The sequence below is a fragment of the uncultured Roseobacter sp. genome (genome assembly GCF_947491795.1).
In the GTDB taxonomy this organism is placed as follows: domain Bacteria; phylum Pseudomonadota; class Alphaproteobacteria; order Rhodobacterales; family Rhodobacteraceae; genus Roseobacter.
In genome coordinates this window covers 360,499-381,586 of the sequence record NZ_CANLKW010000003.1, presented here as the reverse complement: position 1 = coordinate 381,586, position 21,088 = coordinate 360,499, and the positions used below count along the sequence as shown (strand labels likewise).

Here is a 21,088-nt window from a genome sequence, read left to right as displayed (position 1 = left end):
GAAAGGCGAACGGATGACACTTTTCAGAAAAGTATTTCAGAACCAGTCACAGGAGGCGACCGCGCTGGATGCACCCGACGAGGACGCGCTGCGCGAGGCAATGCGCGGGTCTCTGGAAGACAACAGCCCGCTGGGACTTGATCCGTTTGCGGTTCAGGGCAGTGAGGATTCGGAACCCCCCGCTACGACCGGGCCCGGCGAAGCAGAAGAAGATCTGATCGGTGAGCCGTCGGAGGACCAATCCGCGTTCGGAGCGAATGATTTCCACGAAGGTTGCGATGCGCCGGAAGCACCTGCAGAAGAATATTCAGCAGAAGAGCCGGAAATTCTCTACGCGGAGGTCCATACTGATGACTTCGATGGCGCGTCTGAGGTGTCGGAAACAAGCGAAGACATCGCAATAGTCGAGGGCGAAACCGCTTCGGACGACGCGGACATCAGTGCCCTGCTTGCACGAGCGCGCGAGGCCGGAGCCCCGGGGGATGAGGATGAGCAAGTCGCATCGCCTGCCGAAACTACGTCTCCCGACATCGCAGAAACTGCAGAAGTGCGGGTTTCCGGGGAAATCGCAGAGTCGGAACCGGAGCCGTCTGAAGGTGGTCTGGATCTCAGCGCATTTGCGAGGGATCAGTTGAATGTGCAGCCTCCGGCAGATGCGACGGGCCCGCAAGAACCGGATACAGCACCAGCAGCTGATCTTTCCAGTCTGCCCGCTCCGGCCGAAGGCCGCGCTGGCCGTCGTGCAGGTCGTGTGAAAACCAGGTTGCTGGGTTTCAATCGTGCTGAGCCGGACCCTGCTGATCCGTTTGGTGCCGTCAACGAAGCCACTGCGGCACCGCAGCATGAGAAGTTTCCGGTAGGCTGGCTGGTTGTGGTCGAAGGCCCCGGTGTTGGTCATTCTTTCAGTATCTTCAGCGGTGCGTCGATGATCGGTCGCGGTGAGGATCAGATGATCCGATTGGATTTCGGTGACAACTCGATCTCACGCCAGAACCATGCGGCGATTGCCTATGACGAGGAACAAAACAAGTTCTACATTGGCCACGGTGGCAAATCGAACATCATCCGTCGCAACGCCCGCCCTGTGCTGAGCACAGAGGAGCTGAACCATACGGATCTGATCCGTATCGGCGAAACCACACTCCGTTTCGTAGCGCTGTGCGGATCTGATTTCAGATGGGAGATGACGGAAGATGGCCATGCCGCATCGTTTTGACTTTGATGCGGCGTCGGCGCTGAGCAAGGGCGGCCGGAGTTACCAGGAGGACGCCGTTATTGCGGATTACTCCCGAGGCTCTGACATCGGTCTTACAGTGCTGGCAGACGGCATGGGTGGTCACGCGGCGGGCGACATTGCGAGCAAGATCGTCGTGACAGAGGTCTTCAGTGAACTGATGTTTCAATGCGGTGACCGCGAGGGTTTTGAAAAGCAGATCAAAACCCGCCTGACCGAAGCGGCAATGGCTGCCAACGCTGGCCTGCGCGCGCATGTCCAGGCGCATCCCGAAACGCACGGGATGGGTGCAACGCTTGTTGCCACTGTCATTCTCAACCAGCATCTTTACTGGATATCCATAGGCGACTCGCCGCTGTTTCTGTTTCGTGACGGAGCGCTCAGGCAGCTGAACGAGGATCACTCGATGGCGCCACAGATCGATTTCATGGTGCGCAATGGTCTGATGGGTGCGGAAGAGGCGCGCCATCATCCGGACCGCAATATTCTGACATCCGTCCTGTTCGGAGAAAGTGTACCCCATGTGGATTGCCCGGACGCCCCATTTTCTCTGGCACAAGGCGATATTCTGATTGTGGCCAGCGACGGTCTGCAGTTCCTGACAGACGAAGAAATCACAACTGTGCTGACAGAACACAGCCACGACAGCAGTGCAGCGATTGCAGATCACCTGATGGACCGGGTCATTGCACTGGAAGACCCCGAGCTCGATAACGTTTCGTTCTCTTTGGTTAAACTGCAGGAAGCCGCCAGTATCGGTGCGACCGGCCACTCCGGAGTGCAGGGGGAAGGCATACGCCGTGCCGGATAGTGAAGAGTTTGAACGCACGCTGAAAAGACTGAATGCTGCCACCTCGGCGTCTTCCCTCAGCGCGGTGAACCGGGCGCATGCCCTTGACTTGTACAGCCGTCTCAAAACCGGCGTGAGAGTTGTGGTACTGGGTAGCGGCGGCAGTGGTAAATCCACCCTGTGCAAGGCTTTGATCAACGAGGAAGTACCTGCCCATGAACCAGAGGAAACGACCTTTGTTTACGTGCGTGCAGGCGCGAACCCGGGCATTGACTTTGTTCCGGAAGCAGGACCGCCGATATGCATTGATGCTGAATTCCTGCAGGACATCTGCCTGATCGATATACATCTGCCCACCGAGCCAGCGGCGTTCAGTAAAGCGACTCAGGACGCGTTCGAACTGGCCGATATTGTGCTGTGGTGCAGTCAGTCGTTTGCGGCCAACGAAGCTGAAATCTGGGCAGAAGCGCCTGATCATCTGAAAGACCACAGTTTTCTGGTGCTGACAAAAGCAGACGAACTGATGGACGCGGGCCAACTGAAAGAACGAATTGACGCGCTGCAGTACATCGTCTCAGAAGAATTTCACAGCATGTTCCCGACATCTGCAAAATCGGTCGAGGCCGTTCTGAGCAGCGGTGGAACGCCGGATGCTGCCCAGCGTTCCGCAAGTGGAATGACGGCTCTTTGCGAAACGGTCCGGCGTATTGCCGCGTCTGGACGTCGTGCTGACTTGGACAGCGCCCTCCTGTTTCTCGAACGCCACAGCGTCGAAGCCTTCCCGCAAAAAGAAACCAGTGAAAACCCGACCAGATACTGGGGTCCCGGACTTGAAAAAGTACGCGCGCTCATTTCGGAACACGCAGAGCAGCTTGTCACAATCGGTTCCGCAGGTGATGAGGAAACGGACAGAGTTTTCGATATCTGTAACAGCTTGTCCGAAGCATTGAGCGATGCAGTGTCAGAAAATGATACCGACTGCACCGGGCTTCGCGACTGGGAAGATGAGCTTATTGACGCAAGTGACAGGCTTGTGCTGATGGGCCTGGAGAACGACACACGTTCCGCCGCAGACGCAGTATCCATTGTTGTACAGCTGTCTCGCGACCTCCAACTTGAAAATTTTGTTTCAAATCCTCGGTAAACTTAACACTCTGGCCAGCCAAAAGTCACAAAGTATGCACTTTTTGACTGCATTTTGGGCGTGAGCAGGTTTTTACCCCGGGGGCATGAATGCGCAGAATACGGAGGCTGATCACGGTCACGACGCCGTATTCTGGCCGGTCCCGCTGGCCAGGAGGGCTGGCATGAACGTTATGAACATCACTGACCGGACGGATTTTGCAGTCGCCCGACTGCTCTCCGCCGGGCTGTCTGATCTGCATCTTCTGGCCGAGGATACAGAACGGTTGCGTGATGCGCTCAAAGTGATTGAGACCTGCGCCGACGAAAATGCCGCCCGCCGCGCGGCACGGGTAGTCCGCCAGATTGATGCATTTGAACCCAGCGTTACGATGATCGGGCAAATAAAATCTGGTAAAACTACTCTTGTGAACGCATTTGCTGGTCACAACGATCTTTTGCCTGCTGATGTGAACCCATGGACGTCCGTCGTAACGTCTTTGCATATGCATCCCGAAAAGCCGGATTTTAAAAACACCGCGATCTTCCGGTTTTTTGACGAGGACGAGTGGGAAAAGCTGGTGTGCGGTGGAGGGCGCATTGGCGAACTTGCGAGCCGCGCAGGTGCGGACGAGGAACTGGAACAGATCAAAGAGCAGGTCTCGCGCATGCGCGAGAAGTCCAAAGCACGCCTGGGGCGGAAATTTGAGATGCTTCTCGGTCAGGAGCATGATTACGGCTATTTCGACAAGGAACTTGTGGAACGGTACGTGTGCCTGGGTGACGACTACGAAGATCCTGACGGTCCCGGCGGTGATGAACAGGGTCGTTTTGCGGATATCACAAAGTCTGCGGATATCTCATTGCAGCGCGGTGCCCTGCCAATGCCAATCTGTATCCGCGACACACCAGGCGTGAACGACACGTTTCTCATGCGCGAGCAGATTACAATCCGGGCCATACGCGACAGCAGGCTTTGTGTCGTTGTGCTGTCGGCACATCAGGCGCTCTCTTCAACCGACCTTGCACTGATCAGACTGATTGCGCATGTGAAATCGCGTGATGTTCTGATTTTTGTAAACCGCACAGATGAACTGGCCGATCCGCCCGCGCAGATAAATCAGATATCAAAGTCAATTGCCGACACATTGGAAGCGCACAATGGCCCCACAGATGCGCAGGTCATTTTCGGCAGCGCACTCTGGGCCTGTGCAGCTCTCGATGGAGATCTCGGTTCGCTTCCGCCGGCCAGCAAGCGTGCATTGGACACGCGAATTTCACACGAAAACCCACCTGCCGGGGCTGAAGACCTGTCGATGGATGATCCGCTTGAGGCTGCATGGGCGTTCTCCGGACTTCCGGAGCTTCAGAAAGCAGTTGCGGAACGGATTCAACAGGGAGTTGGCGCGGCCATGCTGCACCGGGCGGCGACCAGCGGACTGAACCTGGCCAATGGCCTTACTGCTGCAAACAGCCTTTTGGATGCTGATCCGGCGAAGAGGAACAAGGGCAGCCTGTCTGTTGATGACGCCAGGGTAAAAATGCACAAAATCGCAGAATCTGCAGCCCGTGATCTCGACAAAGCATTCGACGAAATCATCGAAAGCTTTTCTGAACGCATGAACAGAGTGCAGGAAAGCTTTCTGGAGCGCGCAACAGCGTCGTTGACCGTTCACCTGGAAAAGTTCGGCGAACAGAGCCCATGGACATATGATCCGGCCGGATTGCGGGTACTGCTGAGCGCTTCGCATAAAGTTCTGGCGCGCAAAAGCACGGCTGCTTTCGACAAAGCGGCAGGCAAAGCGGCAGAGGAGATCGCCGGTGTCTACCACCAGGCATTCGGCCTCGGCTCTGAAGATATCCCGATAACACTGCCGGCAGCGCCGCAGGTGCCGCCCCCGGTTTCATTGGGGCGCACCATTGCGCTGGATCTTCAGGGCAGCTGGTGGAAGCGCTGGTGGGTCCAGCGCAAAGGATACAAGGCCTACGCTTCCGGTTTCGTCGAGTTGATACGGGCAGAAACGGATCCTTTTGTTGAAGAATTGCGCGACGACCTTGCTGAAAGCGTGCGTCAGACAGCCTGCGCGGAATTTGAGACTTTTGTTAACGAGCAATTGTCCGTGTTTGAAACTATGGAAAAGATGTATCAGAAGGGGGCCGGGAAACTCGCCGAGTTTGTAGAAAACAGTGCACCACGTGAACGGCAGTTGCAGATGAAGACTGCGATTGAAACCCTCAGGGGGCTGGTGGCAGAATGACCGGTTCTCCGAAATTTTCCGCCGCAGATAAAACAGGCTTTCGATTGCCCAGAATTGCCCTGATGGGGGAATTCAGCGCGGGCAAAAGCACGCTGGCAAATCTGATGATCGGGACAAATCACCTGCCGGAGCAGGTCATCGCAACCCAGCTTCCACCGGTCTGGGTGACGTGGGGCGACAGTGAACCGGTGCTTGTTGGCCTGGACGGTACGGAAAAAGAATGCGACCTGAAAAACCCGGGATCGATACCCAGTGAAGGCACCGCATATATCCGTGTCTGTTGTCGTGAGGAAATCCTGAAACACTGCGATATTCTTGACCTTCCCGGAATATCTGACCCGAACATGTCGTCTGATGTCTGGGAGCGCGTATTGCCGCTGGCGGATGGAGTTGTGTGGTGCAGTCCTGCGACACAGGCCTGGCGCCAGAGTGAGGCCGCAGTATGGAAATCACTGCCGGAAGAATTGCACGCGCGCTCGCTGCTGTTGCTGACGCGTGGAGACATGTTGGCCACCCAGCGCGACAAAGCCCGGGTATTGCGACGGGTAACGGCTGAAACTCAGGATGTTTTCGCTGATACGCTGATGATCTCATTGTTGCAGGCGCGCGACAGCGGAGACGATGAAACCCTTTGGGAAGAAAGTGGTGCAGATCAGTTTGTCGCGCGGTTTCTCGAGATTGTCGGGTCTTTGAGAGAAGAAATTGCCGCGCGCGGGGAGTTGCCAGACGACCAGCCATTACCCGTAGGTCTCGCATCGTACGAAGCCGATCCTGAAGTTGGTGAGCCGGAACTCCTCTATACTGCCGCTGAAGGCTCCGTGACACCTCGAAGACCCGTAACTTCTGGCCAGCGAGTTGTCCGGCCCGCCCGACCTGACCCGGACGAAGATGACGAAGTGTCATTCGCGCCCAAATTCTCCTGAGTCCGTTAACCAAAATTGCATCATCGATGGATACTGATAGCTGTGTTCCGAAAACCGGACCGGTGAAACCGTCATACATTGGTGAAAAAAATGACGATGAGTGCAAGGCTGAATGATCTGCGAGCCCGTTTTCCCGGCTGTGCAATCGCGGTTTTTGCTGATCTGTCTACAGGGATGGTTCTGGTTTCCAGCACGACCGAACGCGTTGGCCAGGAAACCTTTGACGCACTGTGCCGCGATGGAGGAAGATGTTTCGCGCCTGATATGCCTGACGTCTTCAATGCACGAGGTCATGGACAGACTGTTGCAGGCGCCTGGTATGCTGTGTCACGTTTCCATGACAAAACTGCCTGCCACGTACGCTCCCCGGTATTGGGCGAGGAAGCGCTTTGTTTCCTGTGCGAAGAAGGCTGTGATATTGATGGTCTGGTCAATGCGGCCCGCACAGTTTTGACCGAGACAGGTGTGGATGCATGAGTGGCAATAACACCAGCAGATTGAATGCCGCGCTGACACTTTTGGCATCCGGCCCATCTGAAAACGGTCCTTCCGGGAGGCGGATTTTCAAAGGAGAGGCAGGCAGCGCATGGGAAGCTGTAGTTCGCGAAATCGGGGAAACTATCCTCCATCGACATTTGCGGTTTACCAGTGACACAGGCGCGTGGATCAAAGTTTCTGCAGGAAACAGAAGACTTTTCGAAGCAATCGAGGCCTCTGACCAGCTGACGTCGGAAGCGGCGCACAGCAGGCCAACAACGAATGATGCCAAGGCTTTGTGCGAAACAATCCGGTCTCTGTGCAAGGATGCTCTGACGATTGACGTAACGGCTGAGCGTCCTGAAGGCGCCAATTTTGAAAACGCCGAAGGCATTTCTGCCGACGAACTGGCGGAAGCTTTCTGCAAGCCTGAAGGAGACGATACAGACATTCTTTTGTTGTTGTCGGATATCGCGACCTCAACAATAAAATGCCGCCAGGGTGAAGAAGAGCAGATCCTGGGCGATCTCGAAACGGCCCGGCGGCTGGCCGTTTTCCGGCACTGGAGTGCGACACACACCTGGGACACGGATACTCCCGGAACCGTCATGTGGAGCGGCGGCCTCGAAGGTGACGTTTCTGTGGTCCATCACAAAAACGCGGAAACAGAAGTCTGGGCTATCGTCGGCCCGGATCACAAAGAACACCTGCAGGCCATGGTCTGCAGATCCGGCTGAAAAGGCAATCACCGCGGCAAAACAAGCCTGACTTGTGCTGCGCCCCATTACATGGAACCGTCCCGATGATGTTTTCCCGCAAGAAAAGGAACGTGTGATGGGGCAAACGCTGGACTGGGTCGCGATGCGTGCCGGTGACTTTCAGAAAGCTGACCCTGCGCGCACGATAGCGATTGTGCCAGTTGCCGCCATTGAGCAACACGGCCCGCACCTGCCGACGGGAACGGACAGCATGATTGCCGAGGGGATGCTTGAGGAGCTGCGGCGCCAGAACACCACCGGACCTGACATCTGTATTCTCCCTGTTCAGGCCGTTGGAAAATCTGATGAACATGCGGCTGTTGCTGGCACTATCACTCTCAGCGCCGAGACCGCTCTTGCCCTGTGGTCAGATATTGCTTTGTCCGTCGCCGCAACGGGGATACGGAAAATCGTATTTGTGAACAGTCATGGCGGGAATTCTGATCTGCTCTCTGTGCTGGTACGCCGGTTGCGGATTGATGCGGGAATGCTGGCCGTCCGGTGTCAATGGGGTGCCTTTGGGTTTCCGGACGGGCTGTATTCAGAACATGAGCTGGCTCACGGATTGCACGGGGGGGATGTTGAGACGTCACTGATGCTGGCCTTCCGCCCCGAAACAGTGGACATGGAAGCCGCCCGCGACTTCCGATCGTCGGCAGAAACGTCTGAGATATCGCCGGTCGGGCCGGTCGCCTATGGTTGGGTCGCATCCGATCTGAACCCTGATGGCGTCACAGGCGAAGCCCACCTTGCGAGCGCGCAGAAAGGGCGGACGACTGCCCACCACCAGGTGCGGGGGTTTATTCAGATGCTGCGTGGACTGGAAAAGATGGCAGTGCCGCCGACTGTGGGCCGCGCCGGGTAATCACCCGGCCACGAAAACCCCGGTATCCCACGAGCGGCACCTGCGGGCCAGGTCGTCGGGCAATGGCTTGTCTGTGAAAATGGTTGCAAGCGATCGCATTGATGCAATACGCGCGGGCGCGGTTCGTGCGAATTTGGAATGGTCAGCAACCAGGAAGGCTTTGCGCGATTGTGAAATAATGGTCTGGCTGACGCCGACTTCCTGGGTGTCGAAATCGAGCAGATCGCCATCGGTGTCCATCGCAGAGCAACCGATCACGGCGATATCAAATTTGAACTGGCGGATCGTGTCGATGGTAATGTTTCCGACCAGTCCACCGTCCGCACGTCTTACTGTGCCGCCGGTCACGATCACCTGGCAGTCCGGGTTCTCGACGAGGATGTTTGCGACGTTCATATTGTTTGTGACGACCATCAGATCCCGGTGCCGCAATAACTGCCGCGCGACGGCCTCTGTGCTGGTGCCGATGTTGAGAAAAATCGAACACCCCTCTGGTATATGTTCAGCGCAGGCCTTTGCGATAGACAGCTTTGCCGTCTCATTGAGATTGCGACGCTCGTCGTACCCGATGTTCGTAGTACCGGACGGTAAAATCGCGCCACCATGCACACGTTCGAGTTTGTTCGCTTCTGCCAGCTCGGTAAGATCCCGACGGATCGTCTGCAGCGTGACGCCAAAGTGAGCGGCCAGTTGCTCCACCGTTACTTTTCCCTCCCGCCTTGCAATATCAAGGATGTCGGGGTGCCTGAAAGTCTGGGACATGAATGCTGCCTCCTACAGCGTCAATTGTGGTCGACAATGTGCCTGTTATCAATGGTGAACACTGGATCCGGGGTTTTCGGGTTGTTTCTGGCCTGATCGCTGATACCTGGCAGAAGCAATTTATTTATTGGATTCAACGCGCTGCGATTTCAGTTTGCTTTTGCCGTGGATCGGGCGCTGGATTTCCCAGTTCGAAAATGCAAAAACGAACAAAAGCGAAAATATTAACTTGAAAACGCACATTCACTGAGGTACGCCTTTCAGGGTGATTTCGGAGAACCGGGAGGGACTTTTGTCGGAAGCAGACAAGTCAGTTTACGATGTTTTTGTCATCGGCGGCGGGATTAATGGCTGCGGCATCGCGCGGGACGCGGCGGGCCGGGGTCTGAGCGTCGCTTTGGCTGAGATGAACGATCTTGCCTCTGCCACGTCCTCTGCATCTACCAAGCTTTTTCACGGCGGTCTGCGCTATCTTGAATATTTTGAAGTCCGCCTGGTTCGGCATGCGCTCGCCGAGCGGGAGACACTGTTGCGGGCGATGCCTCATATCAGCTGGCCGATGCGTTTCGTCCTGCCGTACCACCCGGAAATGCGGTTTGAGGGCAGCACCCCCACATCGCGTATTCTCAACACGGTTATGCCATGGATGAAAGGGCGCCGACCTGCCTGGCTGATACGGTTCGGTCTGTTTCTTTATGACAGTCTCGGGGGGCGCAAAATTCTGCCCGCGACCACAACGCTTTCGCTGAGTGGCACAGCCGAGGGCGCACCGATCGAGGATCGGTTTCAAAAAGCCTATGAGTATTCCGATTGCTGGATCGAGGATTCCCGGCTTGTTGTTCTGAACGCCCGGGATGCGGAAAACCGTGGTGCCGACATAATGGTGCGCACGAAGGTCGTTTCTGCATCCCGCGTCGGCGAAGTCTGGGAGATCGTGACCGAGGACACACTGAGCGGAGAGCAGAAAACGCAGTCTGCAAAACTGCTTGTGAACGCAGGCGGCCCATGGGTTGGCGACATCATTCAGCAGAAAGTCAGGATCAATTCCTCGGAAGGGGTTCGTCTGGTGCGCGGCAGTCATATCGTGACGAAACGGCTCTACGATCACGACAAATGCTATTTTTTCCAGGGCACTGATGGCCGTATCATCTTTGCAATCCCGTATGAAACCGATTTTACGCTGATCGGCACTACGGATGCGGAACATGCAGACCCTGACAAGCGTCCGGAGTGTTCCGTCGAAGAGCGGGACTACCTGATTAATTTTGTAAATCAGTATCTTAAAAAAGATATAAAGGCGGATGATGTGGTCTGGAGCTATTCCGGCGTGCGGCCGCTTTATGACGATGGTGCGAGCAGCGCGACCGCAGCAACCCGCGACTATACGCTCAAAGTTGATGACACCGGAGGCGCGCCGATCCTGAACGTGTTCGGCGGCAAGATCACCACCTACCGAAAGCTGGCTGAAGACGCGATGGAGAAGATCGTGCCGTTTTTTGCCGGTACTTCAGGTCACTGGACGGCGGGTGTGCCCTTACCAGGTGGCGATTTTGCTGTGGGTGGATTTGATACACTGGTGACGCGTCTGCTCGAGGATTATCCGTTTCTGTCCGACTTCTGGGCCCGTCGTCTGGTCCGCGCATATGGCACGGACAGCTGGAATGTTCTGGGCGATGTTGCAGATGAAGCTGGACTGGGCAGGTCTTTCGGCGCGACACTGACCGAGCGTGAGGTGCGCTGGCTGATGACACGTGAATACGCGCGCACTGCCGAGGATGTCGTCTGGCGCAGGAACAAACTGGGGCTCAGGCTCAACGACGATGAAGTGGCTGATCTGGACGCATTTATGCGATCGGAATGGCCTTCTCTGCAGCCGGAGGCCGCAGAATAAACGGGGGGAGGATGACATGACCCTGGTACTTGAGGGAGTGTCGAAAACTGTCGGTGCGGATACTCATATCCATCCGACTGATCTTGAATTGCAGAGAGGCACAATGAATGTGCTTCTTGGGCCAACGCTTTCGGGCAAAACAACCCTGATGCGGCTGATGGCCGGGCTGGATGTGCCGGCGACGGGGCGTGTTATCTGGAATGGTGACGACGTTACCGGTGTGCGTGTCCAGGACCGCAAAGTGGCCATGGTGTATCAGCAGTTCATCAATTATCCGTCGATGACAGTATATGATAACATCGCATCTCCCATGCGGCTGCTGGGGCAATCCCGCAAGGAAATCGATGCGCGCGTCCGGGAAACCGCTGAGCTGATGCAGCTGACACCGATGCTGAAACGAAAGCCGCTGGAGCTTTCCGGTGGACAGCAGCAGCGCTGTGCCCTTGCCCGCGCACTGGTGAAAAACGCAGGACTTGTGCTGTTGGATGAGCCGCTGGCCAACCTTGATTATAAGCTGCGCGAGGAACTGCGCGCGGAGATTCCCCGCATTTTTGAAGAATCCGGATCGATCTTTGTCTACGCAACCACAGAACCCGAAGAAGCGCTGCTGCTTGGTGGAAACACCGCGGCCTTGTGGGAGGGGCGGGTCACGCAGTTCGGTCTGACACCTTCGGTTTATCGCCGGCCCGTCAACGCAACAACTGCACGGGTTTTTTCCGATCCGCCCATGAATTTCCTGACTGTGAACAAGCGCGGGCACGAACTGAAGTTTGGCTCGGATCAGACAACCCCGGTACCAGCGGGTGCGGCTGGCCTTGCAGACGGCGAATACACTGCCGGATTTCGGCCAAATCACCTCGAGCTCGCGCCGCACGTGGCGGGGACGATGCGGTTTGATACAAAGCTGAGCGTCACAGAGATCACCGGCTCTGAAACATTTGTGCATCTGGATCACCATGGCGCGCGATGGGTCGGGCTCGTTCATGGTGTGCACAGCCTGCAGCCTGGTCAGGACCTGTCGGTCTATCTGGACCCGGCACATGTCTATCTGTTTGCAAAAGACGGTGCGCTGGTATCCGCAGCCCCCTATGCGGAGGCGGCATAATGGCGAAAATCACGCTTGATAATCTGGCGCATTCTTACCTGCCCAATCCAAAGTCAGAGGATGATTTTGCGCTCAAGGAGTTGAACCACGACTGGGTTGACGGCGAGGCCTATGCCCTGCTGGGCGCTTCGGGGTGCGGAAAGTCGACCCTGCTGAACATTATTTCCGGTTTGCTGCATCCAAGCCAGGGCCGGATCCTCTTTAATGATCAGGATGTCACAGAGGCGCCGACTGCAGAGCGCAATATTGCTCAGGTTTTCCAGTTTCCGGTCGTTTATGACACGATGACAGTGCGCGACAACCTGGCTTTCCCGCTGCGTAATCGTGGAGAGGACGCCTCTTATGTCGCGCAACGTGTCAACCAGATCGCTCAGATGATTGGTATGGAGGCCGAGCTGGATCGCAAGGCGCGTGGTCTGACCGCGGACGCTAAACAGAAAATATCGCTCGGACGCGGCATGGTGCGTGAGGATGTTAACGCCCTGCTCTTTGACGAGCCGCTGACAGTGATCGATCCGCATATGAAATGGGAACTCAGAACGCAGCTGAAATCGCTGCACCATGAGTTCGGACACACCATGATTTACGTCACGCACGACCAGACCGAGGCGTTGACTTTCGCCGACAAGGTGGTGGTCATGTATGACGGACGCGTTGTGCAGATCGGCACACCGCAGGAGCTCTTTGAACGCCCTGCACACACCTTTGTCGGGTATTTCATCGGCTCGCCGGGTATGAACCTCTTTGATGCCGAGATTGACGGCCATACGGCCCGGATTGCGGGGACACGCGTTCCGCTGGGCGCAGCCTATGCGCCGTCAGGTGGGCGTCTGCAGGTTGGCGTTCGCCCCGAGTTTATCCGCATCGGGCATGCCGAAAGCGGTTTGCCAGCCCGCATCACGCGGGTGGAAGATGTCGGGCGTCATAAAATCGTGCGGCTGGATGTGGATGGCAACCGGATCAGTGCAATCGCGGGAGAAGGTGATGACTTTTCTGCCGATATGGCCCGCATCACTTTCGATCCCAAAGGTATCAATGTGTACGCCGATGACTGGCGGATTGCACCACAGGGGGAGGCGGCCTGATGAACAAGACAGTCAATCAGAAAGCATGGTTTCTCGTACTGCCAGTGCTGGTTCTGGTCGCCTTTTCGGCGGTCATCCCACTGATGACAGTGGTCAATTACTCGGTTCAGGACACGTTCGGCAACAATGAGTTCTTCTGGGCAGGGCTTGAATGGTTCGAGGTTATGCTGGCCGAAGAACGTATGTGGGAAGCTCTGTGGCGGCAGCTGATGTTCTCGGGCATCATTCTGGCGATCGAAATCCCGCTGGGTATCTATGTGGCGCTCAACATGCCCAAGAGCGGCTTCTGGGCATCGTTTTGCCTGGTTGTGATGTCGCTGCCACTGCTTATTCCGTGGAATGTTGTTGGCACGATCTGGCAGATTTTTGGCCGTGTCGACATTGGCCTGTTGGGCTACACGCTTGATAAAATGGGTGTTTCTTACAACTACACACAGGACATCTTTGCCGCCTGGGTAACCGTTATCGTCATGGATGTTTGGCACTGGACATCGCTTGTGGCTCTGCTGGCCTATGCCGGGCTGCAGTCGATCCCGGACGCCTACTATCAGGCTGCAAAAATCGATCAGGCAAGCCGCTGGAAAGTCTTCCGCTACATCGAATTGCCCAAAATGGCCGGTGTTCTGATGATCGCGATTCTGCTGCGGTTCATGGACAGTTTCATGATCTATACCGAACCCTTCGTGGTTACAGGTGGTGGTCCAGGCAACGCAACGACGTTCCTGTCCATCGACCTTGTGAAAATGGCTCTGGGACAGTTTGATCTCGGACCAGCCGCTGCCTTCTCGATCATGTACTTCCTTGTGATCCTGCTGATCTCCTGGGTGTTCTACACGGTCATGACAAACCTCGACAAAAGGGATGGCGTCTGATGACTGATACAACCGTTCAGGCGCCGTCGGGCGCAGTCGTTGGATCGTCCGTAAAGGTGGCCCGGCGAAGGGAGCCGCGGATCAACCGGTCTGCCATCGTCATGGGGCTGTATCTGCTCTTTCTGATGCTGCCGATCTACTGGCTGCTCAACATGAGCCTCAAGACCAATACGGAAATTCTGGGGGAGTTCTCGCTCTTTCCGCGTGATCTGACGCTGGAAAACTACGTCAAGATCCTCACGGACGAGAGCTGGTACATCGGCTATGTGAACTCTCTGATTTACGTGGTGATGAATACTGTCATAAGCCTCGCAGTGGCCTTGCCCGCGGCCTATGCCTTCAGCCGCTACAGCTTTATGGGCGACAAGCACCTGTTTTTCTGGCTGCTGACAAACCGGATGGCACCACCGGCGGTTTTCGCACTGCCGTTCTTTCAGTTGTATTCCAGCGTGGGCTTGTTCGACACGCATATTGCCGTGGCGCTGGCGCATTGTCTGTTCAACGTGCCGCTCGCCGTTTGGATCCTGGAGGGTTTCATGCGTGGTGTGCCCAAAGAAATCGATGAGACGGCATACCTGGACGGGTATTCCTTCCCACGTTTCTTCATCAGAATTTTCACGCCCCTTATTGCCAGCGGCATCGGTGTCGCGGCGTTCTTCTGCTTCATGTTCTCCTGGGTGGAATTGCTGCTCAGCAGAACTCTCACAACGGTTGACGCCAAGCCGATTGCTGCCATCATGACGCGAACACAGGGGGCTGCGGGCATCGACTGGGGTGTGCTGGCCGCGGCGGGTGTCCTGACCATCGTGCCGGGGGCTTTGGTGATCTATTTCGTGCGCAACTACATCGCCAAGGGCTTTGCCCTCGGGCGGGTATAAGGGGGGAAAACAATGGCCTGGATGGCATGGACCGTACCGACGGCAATTTTCTTCGGCGTGATCGCCTGCCTGCTGATCACCTTCACGATACTTGCAATCAAGTATCCGGAGACGCCGCGCGTCGGCATTCTCCGCATTGAAACAACGCGCGGTGACCGTCTGTTCATCACGCTGTTGGGCTCGGCCTTTATCAATCTGATCTGGCTGGGTCTTGAGGTCGCACCGCAGCCCTATGCGCTGCTGGCGTGCCTTGTCTGGGCCGCGGTGGTTTTCCGCTGGGTCTGAGACAGGAAGAATGGTGCGTCCGGGCAGTGTTCCGGGCGGCCGTACATACAGTTCAAAGAGTCTAAGGGAGGGCCAGAATGAACTTTTCACTGAAATCAACCACAGCTGTGGGCGCGATGGTCGCGTGTATGGCAATGCCGGCGTGGGCCGACATGGAGGCTGCAAAAGCGTTTCTCGACAACGAGATTGCCGGCCTGTCCGTGCTGGACCGTGCCGCACAGGAAGCGGAGATGCAGTTCTTTGTTGATGCTGCCGCACCGTTCCAGGGTATGGAGATCAAGGTGGTCTCCGAGACGATCACAACGCACGAGTATGAAAGCCAGGTTCTTGCACCGGCGTTCACAGCCATCACCGGTATCAAGGTCACGCACGACCTGATCGGCGAAGGTGACGTTGTCGAAAAGCTGCAGACGCAGATGCAGTCGGGCGAAAACATTTATGACGCCTATGTCAACGACTCCGATCTCATCGGCACGCACTGGCGCTACCAGCAGGTGCGCAACCTGACCGACTGGATGGCAGGCGAGGGCGCTGACGTGACCCTCTCGTCTCTGGACGTTGATGACTTCATCGGGACGTCATTTACAACCGGTCCGGATGGTAAACTCTACCAGCTGCCCACACAGCAGTTCGCGAACCTCTACTGGTTCCGCTATGACTGGTTCAACGACGAAAAGAACAAGGCCGACTTCAAAGCCGCCTATGGCTACGACCTTGGTGTTCCGGTCAACTGGACAGCCTATGAGGACATCGCTGAGTTCTTCACGGGCCGTAACCTGAGCCATATGGGTGTTGAAGGCGAAGTCTTTGGCAACATGGACTACGGCAAAAAAGACCCGTCGCTCGGCTGGCGCTACACTGACGCGTGGATGTCCATGGCGGGCATGGGCGACGTGGGCGAGCCAAACGGTCTGCCGGTCGATGAATGGGGTATCCGTGTCAACGAGAACTCCCAGCCGACAGGTTCCTGTGTGGCCCGTGGTGGTGCGACCAACTCGCCCGCTGCTGTTTACGCCGTGACCAAGGCTATTGAATGGCTGCAAAAGTACTCGCCACCAGCCGCTGCCGGTATGACATTCGGCGAAGCGGGTCCGATCCCGGCGCAGGGTAACGTCGCCCAGCAGATGTTCTGGTACACGGCCTTTACCGCGGCAACTGTCGAGCCCGGTCTGCCCGTGATGAACGAGGACGGCACGCCCAAGTGGCGCATGGCGCCCAGCCCGCACGGTGTCTACTGGAAAGAAGGCCAGAAGATCGGCTACCAGGACGCAGGCAGCTGGACACTGATGGAATCCACACCTGTGGACCGTGCAAAGGCCGCATGGCTCTATGCCCAGTTCGTGGTCTCCAAAACGGTCGATCTGAAGAAGTCTGACGTTGGTCTCACGTTCATCCGTGAATCCACCATCGACAGCCAGCACTTCACCGACCGTGCCGACAAGCTGGGTGGCCTCGTCGAATTCTACCGCTCGCCTGCGCGTGTGGCATGGTCGCCCACGGGGACAAACGTACCTGACTATCCAAAGCTGGCCCAGCTGTGGTGGCAGAACATCGGCGACGCAATGTCGGGTGCCAAAACACCTCAGGAAGCACTTGATGCTCTGTGCGAAGATCAGGAGCGTGTGCTCCAGCGTCTTGAGCGTGCAGGCGTCCAGGGCGATTTGGGTCCTGTTCTGAACGAAGAGCAGGATGCAGAGTACTGGTTTGCACAGCCAGGCGCGCCCTATGCCAAGCTGGAGAACGAGGACGAAGAGCCAATGACAGTCAGCTACGACGAGCTGATCAAGTCCTGGCAGTAAATCACTGAAAATAAGGCCGGGGTGCGCTGACTTGCGCCCCGGCCTTTTTTGCGGGTTAATCCCGCCCGAAATTAACATCAGATGCCCGGGGGACCCATGACCCATATTCTTGCCATCGATCAGGGAACCACATCGTCGCGCGCTATCGTGTTTGACGCTGACATGAAAATCACCGCATCCGCGCAGGAAGAGTTTCCGCAGCACTTCCCCGACAGCGGCTGGGTCGAGCACGACCCGGGCGATTTGTGGTCCACAACGGCAGGCACCTGCCGGGCGGCAATCGAAAAAGCGGGGCTGGGCCCGAACGAAATTGCCGCCATTGGCATCACAAATCAGCGCGAAACTGTTGTTGTCTGGGACAAAGAGACCGGCAAGCCGGTGTATAATGCAATTGTCTGGCAGGACCGCCGCACGGCGGATTACTGTCGCGCGTTGCGCGAGGCCGGGCACGACAAGATGATCAGGGCGCGGACCGGTTTGCTGGCAGACCCTTACTTTTCGGCGACCAAGCTGAAATGGATCCTCGATAACGTCGAGGGCGCGCGCGACCGGGCGAGCCGGGGTGAGCTGCTCTTTGGCACTGTGGATTGCTTTCTGATCTGGAAGCTGACCGGCGGCACGGCGCACGTGACCGACGCCACAAATGCCGCACGCACATCGCTTTACGACATTCACAAGGGCCGCTGGAGCACCACGATCTGCGAGCTCTTTGATATCCCCATGAACATGCTGCCGGAGGTCAAAGACTGTGCTGCAGATTTTGGCATGACCCGGCCCGATCTCTTTGGACGTCCGGTGCCGATCCTGGGTGTGGCGGGTGACCAGCAGGCTGCGACCATCGGCCAGGCCTGCTTTGAGCCTGGCATGCTGAAATCCACTTATGGCACGGGGTGTTTTGCGCTGCTGAACACCGGCGAGACAGCTGTGACCTCCAACAACCGGTTGCTGACAACGATCGCCTATCAGTTTGACGACAAACCGACATATGCGCTGGAAGGGTCGATCTTTGTGGCTGGTGCGGTCGTCCAGTGGCTGCGGGACGGGCTGAAGATCATCCGTGACGCTGCTGAAACCCAGCCGCTGGCAGAAAAAGCCGACCCGAACCAGAATATCGTTCTTGTGCCCGCGTTTGTCGGCCTCGGCGCACCATACTGGCACGCGGAATGCCGCGGCGCGATTTATGGTCTGACCCGGAACTCAGGCCCTGAGGAGTTTGCGCGCGCGGCACTGGAGAGTGTCGGATACCAGACCCGCGATCTGCTGGAGGCGATGCAGGCTGACTGGCAGGGCGAGGGGGCGGGTGCGACCCTGCGTGTGGATGGTGGGATGTCTGCGTCTGACTGGGCGATGCAGTTCCTGTCCGACATTATCGGTGCATCTGTTGACCGGCCCGAAGTGCTGGAAACAACTGCACTGGGCGCTGCCTGGCTCGCCGGTCAGCGGGCGGGCATCTATCCGGACATGGCCGGATTTTCGGAAAGCTGGCGACTGGAACGCACGTTTGACCCGCAGATGGCAGAGGACCAGAGAAGCGCAAAATACGGCGACTGGAAGCGCGCGGTAGAATCGACACTGGCATATTGACGGACTGATGCTGCAATCGTTCAGCTTCCTGACATCCGGCCGCATTGTATTTGGCCGTGGCAGCGCAACGTCCGCAGGCGACGCCGTCCTGTCTTTCGGGTCACGTGTTTTGCTGGTTCGGGGGCGTTCGGTCTCTTTTGCGGATGAGCTGGCCGCGGGTCTGCGCCAGTCAGGCGCGGATGTCACGGAATGTATCTGCAGCACAGAGCCGACAGTAACTATGGTGCAGGAGGCCATTTCTGCGGGCCGGTCCGCCGCCTGCGATGTGGTTGTTGCTGTCGGCGGCGGTGCCGTTGTTGATCTTGGAAAGGCCGCCGCAGCTCTCATCCCTGGCCAGAGCGACGTGCCTGACCATCTCGAAGGCGTGGGCCATGGCCTGCCACTTGCGGCATCGCCGCTGCCGTTTGTCGCGTTGCCAACCACATCGGGCACGGGCGCTGAAGTCACAAAGAACGCTGTCATTGCGGTGCCGGAGGCCGGGCGCAAGGTCAGCCTGCGCGACGACCGCATGTTGCCCGACGTCGCAATTATTGATCCCGCGCTGACAGACGGCTCTCCGCGTTTTGTGACGCTTGCTGCAGGGCTTGACGCGGTCACCCAGGTGATTGAGCCCTATCTGTGCAACCGGGCGAACCCGCTGACGGATGCATTGTGCGTTGCAGCGATTCCCTCAGGGCTTCAGGCACTCGCAAAGCTGGAGCGGGGTGAGGATCCGGAAGCCCGCGATGAGATGGCTTTTTGCAGCCTGTCCGGCGGTCTGGCGCTGGCCAATGCGGGGCTGGGAGCGGTTCACGGACTTGCAGGTGTATTGGGTGGTCGTCTTGGTGCGCCACACGGGTTGATCTGCGGGCGTCTGCTCGGGCCGGTGCTGACGGAAAACCGCGCCTGTCTGGCGCGGATGGGCGCAGATCTGTCACGTTTTGATATGGTTGAGCAGGCCGTGGGGCAGGCTTTCGGCCTGAAAAGCGATGTATTTTCGCAGCTTACGCCTCTTCTCGACAGCTGGGAGATTCCCCGGCTGGGCCAGTGGACGCGGGAAAACTCTGACCTTGGGGCGATCGCAGCCGAGGCTGCAACAGCATCCTCGATGAAGGCCAACCCGTGTGAATTGCCCGAAAAGACACTGATCAGCATTATGGAATCCGTGCTCTGACGAACCGCTGGTTGTGTAATTCTGTTCAATTGCACAGCATGGCCTATGTTTAAGGGTGTTCGGTAGGCGCGCAGTTATGACGCACCCTCCAGGCAACTGTTGCCTGATTCAGCCATTGCGTTTTCCGCCGTTATGTGGTCGTTAGCGCTAACAGACAGCGGCGCCGCCTGCAGCGCCTGCAGACCGTATCTTTCAGGAGGAAGACCATGTCGAATACAGTCGCAATTAACGGATTTGGCCGGATCGGCCGGGGTGTGCTGCGTGCAATCACAGAAAACGGTGTTTCAGATGTTGAGGTAACAGCGATCAATGATCTGTCCTCACCGGAAACCCTTGCGCACCTGCTGAAATACGATTCCGTGCATGGCCGCTTTCCCGGTGAGGTATCCGTCCAGGGGGACGCGCTGGTGGTGAATGGCAAGAGCATTCAGGTCACGGCCATCCGCAACCCCGAAGAGCTGCCCTGGAGCGGTGTGGACGTCGCGATGGAATGCACCGGGTTTTTCACGAAACGCTCTGCGGCCGAAGCACACCTGAAAAACGGATCGCGTCGTGTGCTGATTTCCGCGCCTGGGACAGACGTTGACCGCACGGTCGTTTTTGGCGTGAACGACAAGGACATGACAAAGGACGATATCATTATCTCGAATGCGTCCTGCACAACGAACTGTCTGGCACCTGTGGCCCTGGTTCTTGATCAGCTGATCGGTATCAAAACCGGCTACATGACAACGATCCACGCCTACACAGGCGACCAGCCGTCCCACGATTCTGCGCACAAAGATCCCTACCGCGGACGTGCTGCGGCACTGTCGATGGTGCCGACATCAACAGGGGCGGCAAAGGCGATCTCGCTTGTACTTCCACACCTTGAAGGCCGCCTCGAAGGCTCTGCCGTGCGCGTGCCGACCGCCAACGTATCGCTGGTGGATCTGACGTTTGTGCCGGAAAAAACGGCGACAAAAGACGAGATCAATGCTGCGATGAAAGCCGCCGCAGAGGGCCCGCTCAAGGGTATTCTGGGATATGAGGCCGATCCGCTGGTCTCCATCGATTTTAACCACGACCCGCATTCCTCGACTTTTGCTCCCGCGCAGACCAGCGTCACGGCAGACGGGCTTGTCCGGGTTGTCAGCTGGTATGACAACGAATGGGGTTTTGCGAACCGCATGATCGATACCGGCCGTAAACTGGCGCAGTTGTCCAAAGTCTGAGGCGCAAACCGGAAACTTACCTTCTCTGAGGAG

At 57.2% G+C, this 21,088-nt stretch carries 19 protein-coding genes; 18 read left to right on the top strand and 1 reads right to left on the bottom strand.

The annotated features are described in order from the left end of the window. Nucleotides 1–13: 13 nt before the first annotated feature. The 7 genes from Q1A34_RS13685 to Q1A34_RS13655 all read left to right on the top strand — a co-directional run bounded on the left by Q1A34_RS13685 (nucleotide 14) and on the right by Q1A34_RS13655 (nucleotide 8,427). Complete coding sequence (locus Q1A34_RS13685) at nucleotides 14–1,216, top strand: FHA domain-containing protein (RefSeq protein WP_300035034.1); 1,203 nt, start codon at nucleotides 14–16, stop codon at nucleotides 1,214–1,216. Beyond that, entirely contained in the window at nucleotides 1,200–2,045 is an 846-nt protein-coding gene (locus Q1A34_RS13680) for a protein phosphatase 2C domain-containing protein (protein ID WP_300035031.1), read from the top strand. The genes Q1A34_RS13685 and Q1A34_RS13680 overlap by 17 nt, the downstream gene beginning before the upstream one ends. 1,286 nt (nucleotides 2,046–3,331) lie before the next feature. Continuing rightward, a complete protein-coding gene (locus Q1A34_RS13675; RefSeq protein WP_300035028.1) occupies nucleotides 3,332–5,404 on the top strand; it encodes a dynamin family protein in 2,073 nt (690 codons plus the stop codon). Nucleotides 5,405–5,448: 44 nt separating this feature from the next. Further along, nucleotides 5,449–6,327, top strand: a complete 879-nt coding sequence (locus tag Q1A34_RS13670; protein WP_300035025.1) for a dynamin family protein — start codon at nucleotides 5,449–5,451, stop codon at nucleotides 6,325–6,327. Nucleotides 6,328–6,417: 90 nt separating this feature from the next. Then, the gene (locus tag Q1A34_RS13665; RefSeq protein WP_300035022.1) at nucleotides 6,418–6,804 is read left to right on the top strand and encodes a hypothetical protein; all 387 of its coding nucleotides are present in this window, start codon (nucleotides 6,418–6,420) and stop codon (nucleotides 6,802–6,804) included. Nucleotides 6,805–6,962: 158 nt separating this feature from the next. Then, entirely contained in the window at nucleotides 6,963–7,541 is a 579-nt protein-coding gene (locus Q1A34_RS13660; protein ID WP_300035019.1) for a hypothetical protein, read from the top strand. 97 nt (nucleotides 7,542–7,638) lie between these two features. Then, entirely contained in the window at nucleotides 7,639–8,427 is a 789-nt protein-coding gene (locus tag Q1A34_RS13655; protein WP_300035016.1) for a creatininase family protein, read from the top strand. Here Q1A34_RS13655 and Q1A34_RS13650 read toward each other — a convergent pair whose 3' ends face one another. Then, the gene (locus Q1A34_RS13650) at nucleotides 8,428–9,189 is read right to left on the bottom strand and encodes a DeoR/GlpR family DNA-binding transcription regulator (RefSeq protein ID WP_300035013.1); all 762 of its coding nucleotides are present in this window, start codon (nucleotides 9,187–9,189) and stop codon (nucleotides 8,428–8,430) included. A gap of 2 nt (nucleotides 9,190–9,191) precedes the next feature. Between Q1A34_RS13650 and Q1A34_RS13645 the strand changes: the two genes are divergently transcribed. The 11 genes from Q1A34_RS13645 (at nucleotide 9,192) to gap (ending at nucleotide 21,055) form a co-directional block, all read left to right on the top strand. After that, nucleotides 9,192–9,422, top strand: a complete 231-nt coding sequence (locus tag Q1A34_RS13645) for a hypothetical protein (protein ID WP_300035010.1) — start codon at nucleotides 9,192–9,194, stop codon at nucleotides 9,420–9,422. A gap of 32 nt (nucleotides 9,423–9,454) precedes the next feature. Further along, nucleotides 9,455–11,080 (top strand): glycerol-3-phosphate dehydrogenase, encoded by a 1,626-nt coding sequence (glpD, locus tag Q1A34_RS13640; RefSeq protein WP_300035007.1) that lies wholly within the window; start codon nucleotides 9,455–9,457, stop codon nucleotides 11,078–11,080. Between the two features lie 16 nt (nucleotides 11,081–11,096). After that, nucleotides 11,097–12,185, top strand: coding sequence for an ABC transporter ATP-binding protein (locus tag Q1A34_RS13635; protein ID WP_300035004.1), 1,089 nt, complete (start codon nucleotides 11,097–11,099; stop codon nucleotides 12,183–12,185). Beyond that, nucleotides 12,185–13,270: an ABC transporter ATP-binding protein gene (locus Q1A34_RS13630; protein WP_300035001.1), complete on the top strand. Its 1,086-nt coding sequence runs from the start codon at nucleotides 12,185–12,187 to the stop codon at nucleotides 13,268–13,270. Before Q1A34_RS13635 ends, Q1A34_RS13630 begins: the two co-directional genes overlap by 1 nt. Then, nucleotides 13,270–14,142 (top strand): carbohydrate ABC transporter permease, encoded by an 873-nt coding sequence (locus Q1A34_RS13625; RefSeq protein ID WP_300034998.1) that lies wholly within the window; start codon nucleotides 13,270–13,272, stop codon nucleotides 14,140–14,142. Before Q1A34_RS13630 ends, Q1A34_RS13625 begins: the two co-directional genes overlap by 1 nt. 101 nt (nucleotides 14,143–14,243) lie before the next feature. Beyond that, nucleotides 14,244–15,020, top strand: a complete 777-nt coding sequence (locus Q1A34_RS13620; RefSeq protein ID WP_300036674.1) for a carbohydrate ABC transporter permease — start codon at nucleotides 14,244–14,246, stop codon at nucleotides 15,018–15,020. Between the two features lie 12 nt (nucleotides 15,021–15,032). Continuing rightward, a complete protein-coding gene (locus Q1A34_RS13615) occupies nucleotides 15,033–15,305 on the top strand; it encodes a DUF2160 domain-containing protein (RefSeq protein ID WP_300034995.1) in 273 nt (90 codons plus the stop codon). 77 nt (nucleotides 15,306–15,382) lie between these two features. Continuing rightward, a complete protein-coding gene (locus tag Q1A34_RS13610; protein WP_300034992.1) occupies nucleotides 15,383–17,104 on the top strand; it encodes an ABC transporter substrate-binding protein in 1,722 nt (573 codons plus the stop codon). Nucleotides 17,105–17,200: 96 nt separating this feature from the next. Further along, a complete protein-coding gene (gene glpK, locus Q1A34_RS13605) occupies nucleotides 17,201–18,688 on the top strand; it encodes a glycerol kinase GlpK (RefSeq protein WP_300034989.1) in 1,488 nt (495 codons plus the stop codon). 7 nt (nucleotides 18,689–18,695) lie between these two features. Beyond that, complete coding sequence (locus Q1A34_RS13600; protein ID WP_300034986.1) at nucleotides 18,696–19,841, top strand: iron-containing alcohol dehydrogenase; 1,146 nt, start codon at nucleotides 18,696–18,698, stop codon at nucleotides 19,839–19,841. 206 nt (nucleotides 19,842–20,047) lie between these two features. Next, on the top strand, nucleotides 20,048–21,055 hold the full coding sequence (gene gap / locus Q1A34_RS13595; RefSeq protein ID WP_300034983.1) for a type I glyceraldehyde-3-phosphate dehydrogenase: 1,008 nt from the start codon (nucleotides 20,048–20,050) through the stop codon (nucleotides 21,053–21,055). Nucleotides 21,056–21,088: the final 33 nt, after the last annotated feature.

Coding starts and splice junctions, on each gene's coding strand:
- Q1A34_RS13610 (WP_300034992.1), top strand. CDS start 15,383: ATGAACTTTTCACTGAAATCAACCACAGCTGTGGGCGCGATGGTCGCG.
- Q1A34_RS13655 (WP_300035016.1), top strand. CDS start 7,639: ATGGGGCAAACGCTGGACTGGGTCGCGATGCGTGCCGGTGACTTTCAG.
- Q1A34_RS13675 (WP_300035028.1), top strand. CDS start 3,332: ATGAACGTTATGAACATCACTGACCGGACGGATTTTGCAGTCGCCCGA.
- Q1A34_RS13630 (WP_300035001.1), top strand. CDS start 12,185: ATGGCGAAAATCACGCTTGATAATCTGGCGCATTCTTACCTGCCCAAT.
- Q1A34_RS13665 (WP_300035022.1), top strand. CDS start 6,418: ATGACGATGAGTGCAAGGCTGAATGATCTGCGAGCCCGTTTTCCCGGC.
- gap (WP_300034983.1), top strand. CDS start 20,048: ATGTCGAATACAGTCGCAATTAACGGATTTGGCCGGATCGGCCGGGGT.
- Q1A34_RS13615 (WP_300034995.1), top strand. CDS start 15,033: ATGGCCTGGATGGCATGGACCGTACCGACGGCAATTTTCTTCGGCGTG.
- Q1A34_RS13625 (WP_300034998.1), top strand. CDS start 13,270: ATGAACAAGACAGTCAATCAGAAAGCATGGTTTCTCGTACTGCCAGTG.
- Q1A34_RS13620 (WP_300036674.1), top strand. CDS start 14,244: ATGGGGCTGTATCTGCTCTTTCTGATGCTGCCGATCTACTGGCTGCTC.
- Q1A34_RS13635 (WP_300035004.1), top strand. CDS start 11,097: ATGACCCTGGTACTTGAGGGAGTGTCGAAAACTGTCGGTGCGGATACT.
- Q1A34_RS13645 (WP_300035010.1), top strand. CDS start 9,192: ATGCTGCCTCCTACAGCGTCAATTGTGGTCGACAATGTGCCTGTTATC.
- Q1A34_RS13680 (WP_300035031.1), top strand. CDS start 1,200: ATGCCGCATCGTTTTGACTTTGATGCGGCGTCGGCGCTGAGCAAGGGC.
- Q1A34_RS13650 (WP_300035013.1), bottom strand. CDS start 9,189: ATGTCCCAGACTTTCAGGCACCCCGACATCCTTGATATTGCAAGGCGG.
- Q1A34_RS13600 (WP_300034986.1), top strand. CDS start 18,696: ATGCTGCAATCGTTCAGCTTCCTGACATCCGGCCGCATTGTATTTGGC.
- glpK (WP_300034989.1), top strand. CDS start 17,201: ATGACCCATATTCTTGCCATCGATCAGGGAACCACATCGTCGCGCGCT.
- Q1A34_RS13685 (WP_300035034.1), top strand. CDS start 14: ATGACACTTTTCAGAAAAGTATTTCAGAACCAGTCACAGGAGGCGACC.